The organism is Acinetobacter sp. UBA3025, assembly GCF_002367915.1.
GTDB lineage: Bacteria > Pseudomonadota > Gammaproteobacteria > Pseudomonadales > Moraxellaceae > Acinetobacter.
This window is the reverse complement of record NZ_DFDO01000258.1, coordinates 1-7594: the sequence shown is the minus strand read 5'-3', so window position 1 is coordinate 7594 and position 7594 is coordinate 1. Positions and strand designations below refer to the sequence as shown.

Genomic DNA, 7594 nt, shown 5'->3' with positions numbered 1-7594 from the left:
TAAGTGTCAACAGACCCTACTTTCATCTGTATTGTAGCTAGGCAACGCAATGTCAATTTTGCATAGGGCTGTTTCTGATTTTATGTTTAAGTCCGCATAAGTTAGAGTTGTGGGTGAACTTTGAGTAATAATAACTTCATAAGCAGGTTTAATTGAAGAAACTTCATAAAGTGCAGTATTCAGTCTGGTTTTTAAGGTAAAAAAGAAATAGCTTGAAATGGCGAGTGCAGATAGAACACCAACGATGGCGATAACAATCATTAATTCAATGAGGGTAAAACCTTTTTGCATATTTAACTCGAAAGGTGATATTTTTAACAAACTATGCAAAAAAACATTCCACTTCTAAAATATAATAAAAAACATAATGTTGTGTTTTTTTTAGGGCTTATATTAAAAAAATGTAATTAACTGACAAAAAGTGTCAATCCTAAAAAATATTAGGATTATTGATTGGTTGTCGTTAAAATCGAGTTTTCTATTTAATCTATTTAATCCATTAAAAAATGAACAATCGCATTAAGTTTTTTCTAAGTCATCTATGTATTTCAGTTTTGGTGGCACTTATTGTAATTTGTGTGGTCTTTGTATTGTGGTATCCATCACCACTCGCAAAAGCTGCAGGCGTGACCCATATTTTTTTAATGTTATTGGTTATAGATGTAATTTTAGGGCCTTTGCTTGGTCTGTTGGCCTATAAAGAAGGCAAAAAAACCTTAAAAATGGATTTAACGGTTATTATTTTAATTCAAATCGCGGCATTAAGTTATGGTCTATATAGCATTGCACAAGCACGCCCTGTGTGGATTGCATTCAATAATGATCGTTTTGAACTGGTGCGTAATAATGAACTAAAAACTGAGAATATTACGCACGCACAACCACAATATCAGCAACCTACATGGTTACAGCCACAATATGTCGCTGTTAAACAAGCAGCAGATCCACAGGAGCAACAAATTGAGCAAATGAGTGCGATGTTGAATGGAATATCGCTAGCTCTATACCCTGAACGTTATATTCCGCTTAATCAAGTCCAAGAGCAGATGAAAATCAAAGCTCATGATCTACCTGAGCTTAATCAATGGAATGCAAAGGTGGCTGTGCAGCAGGTACTTAAGGTGTATCCAGAAGCGAATGCATGGTTACCTTTAGAAACCTATGGTTTAGCTATGGTTATTTTAGTCAATAAGGAAACCGCAGAAGTCATTAAAATCGTCGATCTCCGCCCTTGGAACTAATTTCTTCTAAGCTAACCCAAAAGCAGATTAACCACTAAACTGCTTTTTTGTTTATCATGAGTAAAATTTCTTTTTCTTAAAGTTCACATGAAATTCCTGCTGGTGCTGCTCGCAGCAATTCTGATCTCCCTCGCTTGGCTCATACCCGTACATTACCGTCCATGGGTTACTTACACGGGTGAGCTGTATGCTTTTTTTGCATTATTTGCCCTTACAGCTTTTTTCTTAAAAGAAAAAATTAAATTACCTACTATTGGTTTGCCTTTATTAGCACTGACGTGTGTTCCTTTGATCCAGTTGTTAGCAGGCCAAGTATTTTTCTTTAGTACTGCCATGATGGGAACAATTTATGTTTTTAGTTTTTGGCTGGCAGCTGTATTAGGCTATAACTTTTCAACGGGGCAGCTTAATCGGGAAGAAACTTTTACCAACTTAAGCTATGCATTTTTAGCTTCAGGAACAATCACAGGTTTAATTGCTTTGTGTCAGTGGACTAACTTGGATGCAAGCTTACCTGGTATGGTAAATATTAGTGGTAATCAGCGACCTTATGCCAACTTCGCCCAGCCAAATAATATGGCAACTTTTTTAGTCATGGCATTGATGAGCTGTCTTTATCTGTATGAGAAGAAAAAAATCCCGACCCAATGGCTCATGGCTTGTGCTTTACCTATTGTTATGGGAGTTGCTTTAAGCCAGTCTCGTACAGCCTGGGTGGCTGCGATTGCGATCATGTTGTATCTGGTGTTCTACCAATATAAAGGGATTATTCGCCTGAAATGGTATTACAGTATTGCTTGGTTTATTTTATTTATTTCTTGTATTGTCGCTTTCCCATTGCTAAGTCAACTGGCAACACAGGTTATGGATGCCCAGGTGGTACAAAGCCGTGATGTAGTTGCTCGTGCAACAGGCGATATGTCTCGTTTAGCGATCTGGCAGCAAATGCTAGCGGCAATTCAGGCACAGCCATGGTTTGGATATGGCTGGTATCAGACCAGTGTTGCCTTTGTCTCGATCACTGATACAGTTCAAGGTCCGGTCTGGATTCGCAGTGCACATAACTTTATTATTGATTTCTTGCTGTGGAATGGGCTGGTTATTGGTCTGCCTTTCTTAGCCTATTTCGGCTATTTAGGTTATCAGCTTCAAAGATGGGTGAAAACTCCTGAGTCTGTCATTGGTATTTTAATGATTGGAGCTTTTTTTACTCATGCTATGTTCGAGTTTCCGCAGCACTATGCCTATTTCCTTTTACCAGTAGGTTTTATTTTAGGTACTGTTCTAGCCCAAAATCCGAATATCAAAACCGTGACCTTACCTTCTATAGCAATGAAACTTATTTTCGGATTGGGGCTGCTGTTATTGATTGTGAGCTATCGGGATTATGATGTCGCTGTGCCAAAACTTGGTCAAAGTATTCGTTATGAGCAACAGCCCGAAAAAATCACCAATCAGCAGCCAATCTATTTATTAACAGAGTTTAATCATCGTATTGATTGGATTCGTCTTAACCCTTATAGCAAAGCATCCCCTGAACAGATTCAAGCAGGTGAGCAGATGGTATTAAGTTATCCAACTAAATATAATCTGATTAAATACGCCAAACTGCTAGCTTTTAATGGTTATGAAAATGAAGCCAAGCATCAGCTGCAACGCTTAAAAGTTATTCAAAAAACCGAACTCAGTTATGAAGAATTGATTCAGGATATGCCAAGATAAATTCCATATAAAAAAGCCAGCAAGAGCTGGCTTTTTTATTGATTCATTCTAAGTTTAGAGCTGGCTTTGAATATAGTTTTCGATACCAACACTTTCGATAAGATCTAGCTGAGTCGTAGTCCAGTCCAGATATTCCTCTTCTTTTTCCAGAATTTCTCGCACTAAATCACGAGTCACATAATCCATCTGTGTTTCTGCCAAAGCCACAGCCTGCTGAATGACTTCAATATTTTCTTTTACTTTACGTACATCACAATGCAGTACTTCTTGAGTATGCTGGCCAATATACAATTTGCCAAGATGTTGTAGGTTTGGTAAGCCTTCTAGAAATAAAATACGTTCAATGATTTTATCGGCATGCTTCATCTGGCGGATGGACTCTTTATATTCTGCCGAACCCAGTTTTTCAATGCCCCAGTCATTAAACATGCGTGAATGCAGGAAATACTGGTTAATCGCTGTAAGGTGGTGATACAACACCTGGTTCAGCTGATTAATTACATCACGATTGCCTTTCATCGTATCACTCCATATAGCCTGTTAACCCATTCATCGCTATGGGTTTTTGATTAACTTATCTTAAATCAATCGAGCGAGCAATGGCGAGTAATTTATTGAACTGCAAATGAAAATCGCAATCAAAAAGCTTCAGGTGAAATATAAAGCAATAAAAACCCGCCAGAGTCAGAGGCGGGGGAGGAGTAATGATACGAGACCATTGATTTTATAATTATCGTTATCCGCTTTAGGCAGCAACCGCTAGCCGTGCAGCAATCTGGGAAATTTCATCACTGATGATCATACGAGCTTCAGGAGCACAACGACCACAACATGTACCTAGGTCAAGCATTTCACGTACATCACGGTAATTTTCAGCGCCATTTGCAATAGCATCTTTAATGTCTTGATCTGTAATGCCACGGCATAAACAAACGTACATAGGACACAACCACAGTGTTTAAATAAGATAAGTAATATTATTGATAATTGTTATCGTTTGTCAATAAAAATCATTTGAAATAGCTTTTATTGTGATTGGTGATTTAGATAAAAAAATATCACTCAAGCAAAAATCCGATTATTGCTCGGGTTTTTGCTTGAGTGATTCATGATTGCAAACGAAATATAGAAGCTTAGGTGTTACATAAATTTTAAAAATTATTGCTGAATGATGACTACGCCATCCATCTCGACCAGAGCATCTTTCGGTAGGCTGGCAACACCGAGTGCTGCGCGTGCTGGATAAGGCTGGGCAAAATATTCACCCATAATCTGATTCACCAGCTGGAAGTGCGATAAATCAGTCAGATAAATATTCAGTTTGGCGATGTCTGCCAGAGAGCCACCGGCCGCTTCGCAGACGGCTTTTAAATTATCGAATACACGGCGAATCTGTGCTTCAATGCCTTCAACCAGTTCCATGCTGTATGGATCTAAACCTATTTGACCAGATAGATACAGGGTATCGCCCACAAGAATGGCTTGCGAATAGGTGCCAATGGCAGCAGGGGCATTTTCAGTATGGATTACTTGGCGGAACATTAATTTCTCCTTTTATCAAATGGAGCGTAAAACTCTGTCCTTCAGGGCAGAGATATAAGCGATACGACATAAAATGTCGTTGAATTTTTTAAAATCAACACCTTTAATTTAACATGATCTAAAATAAGCTCATGAAAACACTTAAATTACGCATAAAAGACAAACATTGCAAGGTGCTAGACCAATTAGCATCTGAGGTGAACTTTGTTTGGAATTATGTGAATGATTTGAGTTTCAAACACCTGAAAAGAACAGGTGACTTTTTCTCAGCATTTGATATGACTCAATACACAAAAGGAACTTCAAAATTGTGTGGTTTGCATAGTCAAACAGTGCAAGGGATAACAGAAGAATATGTTGATAAAAGAAGACAACACAAGAAAGCAAAGCTGAAATGGCGTGTGAGTAACAAGAAGTCAGCAAGACGTTCGCTTGGTTGGATACCATTTAAAAAAGTAGCGATTAAATATGCTGATGGATATGTGCAATACGGCAAGCAGAAATTTAAGCTATGGGATAGCTACGGCATAAGTAAATACAGCGTGAGAACAGGCTCATTCGTTGAGGATAGTCGTGGGCGCTGGTATGTGTGTCTTGTTGTGGACTCACCTAAACAAGACAAACCAACGGCAACTAAAGCGATTGGTATTGATCTTGGTCTAAAAGACGTTGCCACCTGCTCAGATGGTACTGTAATTTCAAATCCTAAGTTTTACCGTAATTACGAGCAGAAATTAGGGATTGCTCAAAGAGCAAGAAATAAAAAACGTGTACGTGCATTACACGCTAAAATTGCCAATTGTCGTAAAGACCATTTGCATAAAGCAAGCACTCTGCTTGTGAAAGAAAATGCACTGATTGTTGTAGGTGACTTAAGTGCGAGCAAACTTGTAAAAACCAAGATGGCGAAATCTGTTTTGGACACAGGATTTTCAGCACTGAAAACAATGCTCAAGTATAAATGCGAGAACGCAGGGGTATTGTTTGAGGAAGTCAGTGAGAAATTCACAACCCAAATCTGTTCGTGCTGCGGTGAAATCACCTCTAGCAGTCCCAAAGGTAGAACAGATTTGCGAATAAGAGTATGGGAATGTGAGTGTGGAAGTATAAATCATCGTGATTTAAATTCCGCTAAGAACATACTTGCGCTTGGGCATGAGCGTCTAGCAGTAGGAATCCGCTTGCTTTAGCTGGAGGATGTCAACATCAACATACATCATATTAGATCAATTCAACTGACAAAAGCATTATCGTTTTAAATGATTAACTGGCTTTAGAGGTTTCAGCAATATTGAGCGGTTGTTCTAAGCGGATAATTCGCGGAAAACCAAAATGCATGCGTAAATCACGAATAATCTTGGCAATCTGTTTACGGTTATGCACCACAATATTTACATAAGTTTTGCCATCATAATTACGCACCATCTCTACACCTGTATGGCCTTTACGACATTGATAAATCAGATCGGAAATCTGTTCATCGTCCATGGCCTGATCAATACAGAGATAGGCAGTAAAGCTGACATCATCCAAATCTTCAGTCGTCCATTGTAGAGGCATAATATTTTCAGGATGCATATGTTGTTCCTGCAATAAATTATGGCAACGGGCACGATGCACAATTAAGCCACGACGAGTCAGATGACCTTGAATTGGATCACCAAGTACCGGGTTGCAGCAATGTGCGTATTTAACATCTACACCTTCTGTACCCTGAATAAGGCGACCTGAACTGTTCGCATTTTGATGCTGGTCATGTGCAAATAAATGGTTGGCAACCAGTTGTGGTAATAAGTCACCTACAGCAATCTGTTCAAATAGTTGCTCTTTAGTCGATACATGACGCCATTCTAGTACATTTTTCCAGTCAGCTTCGGTCAGATCACGAATAGAACACTGGAAAAGTTTTAAAGCACGGTTGAGGGCCTGTTGACCCACAAGACGCTGTTCATCAATATCCTGATCACGCAGGATATTCTGAATCGCACGACGGGCTTTTTGGGTATTAATAAAGCTGAGCCAGTCCGGGTTTGGGGTTGCAAGAACGTCAGTGATGACTTCAACCACCTGACCACTTAATAATGGCGTAGAAAGTGGTTTAGTTTCACCATTAATTTTGGCACCAATAGCATGGTTACCCAAGAACAGGCTGGCAGCATAGGCAAAATCAACTGCAGTCGCACCTTGCGGTAATTCATGCAGATGACCGTGAGGGGTATAAACCCAAATTTTTTCCTGATGCAAATAATCCAGTAATTCGCTGAACGTGGTTTTGGCACATTCGCCATCAACGAGTACGTTCAGGTTTTGCATAGATGCCTGAATAGCAGAGCGGCAGGCTTGAGGGGCATTTTCACCAAGTACGACACCAAAGCGTGCGGCTTTACGCATTAGTTCAGTTTGAATAGTCAGCGATAAAGTAGTCTTTTCGCCTTTTAAGCGCATGGTTAAAGACTGGTTGCCGCCCGGAAGAGGGCGACGGATATTATCCTGATAATTTTGAACCGTAAAACTCTCAGTCAGAATATCTGCGAGACGGTCACAGTCGGCAATGCTCTGTAAGATAATTTCAAATGCGTGGCTATGCGTAAGTTCCTGTAGATCAATATCATTTTTTACAAAGTGGCGTAATAGCTCAATATTATTGTTTTTCTTTTTAACCCGGCCTTCAATGGCATATTGCTGAAGCAGTTCATTAAGTTTCTGTTCCCATTTGGCCTGATATTCACAACGTTTAGGCTTGGTTTCTAGAAGGGCAGCCTGGACATCGTTATACATATCCAGATCCAGATTCTGATAACAGAGATGTTCCAGATTATCAGCCATTTCATTCATGCCGACCAAGCGTGCCATTGGAACAAAAATTTCAAAGGTTTCGCGGGCAATACGGGCGCGTTTATCCGGGCGTAATGCTTCCAGCGTGGTCATGTTGTGATAGCGATCTGCCAGTTTCACAATAATGACACGTGGATCCTGTAGAGTCGCTTGCAGAATTTTACGGAAAGAGGCCGCTTTATTATATTCTTTATCACTGGAATGGCTGAGCTTGGTGACACCATCAACCAGCTCTGCAACCGTACTACCAAATT

At 39.7% G+C, this 7594-nt stretch carries 8 protein-coding genes; 3 read left to right on the top strand and 5 right to left on the bottom strand.

All coding sequences use genetic code 11. The annotated features are described in order from the left end of the window. Window positions 1-6 precede the first annotated feature (6 nt). Window positions 7-291 carry a pilin gene (locus B4J23_RS10905; protein WP_175966226.1) on the bottom strand — a complete coding sequence of 95 codons (285 nt, stop codon included), beginning with the start codon at window positions 289-291 and terminating at the stop codon, window positions 7-9. A 215-nt stretch (window positions 292-506) separates the two neighbouring features. On the opposite strand from B4J23_RS10905, the gene tfpZ reads away from it, so the two are divergent. After that, complete coding sequence (gene tfpZ / locus B4J23_RS10900) at window positions 507-1241, top strand: TfpX/TfpZ family type IV pilin accessory protein (protein WP_175966224.1); 735 nt, start codon at window positions 507-509, stop codon at window positions 1239-1241. An 87-nt stretch (window positions 1242-1328) separates the two neighbouring features. Beyond that, a complete protein-coding gene (locus tag B4J23_RS10895; RefSeq protein WP_175966222.1) occupies window positions 1329-2963 on the top strand; it encodes a PglL family O-oligosaccharyltransferase in 1635 nt (544 codons plus the stop codon). Between the two features lie 54 nt (window positions 2964-3017). Here the strand turns inward: B4J23_RS10895 and bfr are convergent, their stop codons facing one another. From bfr to B4J23_RS10880, 3 genes are all read right to left on the bottom strand, one after another. Next, window positions 3018-3482, bottom strand: coding sequence for a heteropolymeric bacterioferritin subunit Bfr (gene bfr / locus B4J23_RS10890; protein WP_175966220.1), 465 nt, complete (start codon window positions 3480-3482; stop codon window positions 3018-3020). Between the two features lie 226 nt (window positions 3483-3708). Continuing rightward, complete coding sequence (locus B4J23_RS10885; RefSeq protein ID WP_159122679.1) at window positions 3709-3903, bottom strand: bacterioferritin-associated ferredoxin; 195 nt, start codon at window positions 3901-3903, stop codon at window positions 3709-3711. 218 nt (window positions 3904-4121) lie between these two features. Further along, window positions 4122-4505: a RidA family protein gene (locus B4J23_RS10880; RefSeq protein ID WP_004787096.1), complete on the bottom strand. Its 384-nt coding sequence runs from the start codon at window positions 4503-4505 to the stop codon at window positions 4122-4124. A gap of 131 nt (window positions 4506-4636) precedes the next feature. Between B4J23_RS10880 and B4J23_RS10875 the strand changes: the two genes are divergently transcribed. Continuing rightward, window positions 4637-5695 carry an RNA-guided endonuclease InsQ/TnpB family protein gene (locus B4J23_RS10875; protein WP_004787095.1) on the top strand — a complete coding sequence of 353 codons (1059 nt, stop codon included), beginning with the start codon at window positions 4637-4639 and terminating at the stop codon, window positions 5693-5695. A gap of 73 nt (window positions 5696-5768) precedes the next feature. On the opposite strand, the gene B4J23_RS10870 is transcribed toward B4J23_RS10875, so the two are convergent. Continuing rightward, on the bottom strand, window positions 5769-7594 hold a 1826-nt coding region (locus tag B4J23_RS10870), incomplete at its 5' end, for an HD domain-containing protein (RefSeq protein WP_291360592.1).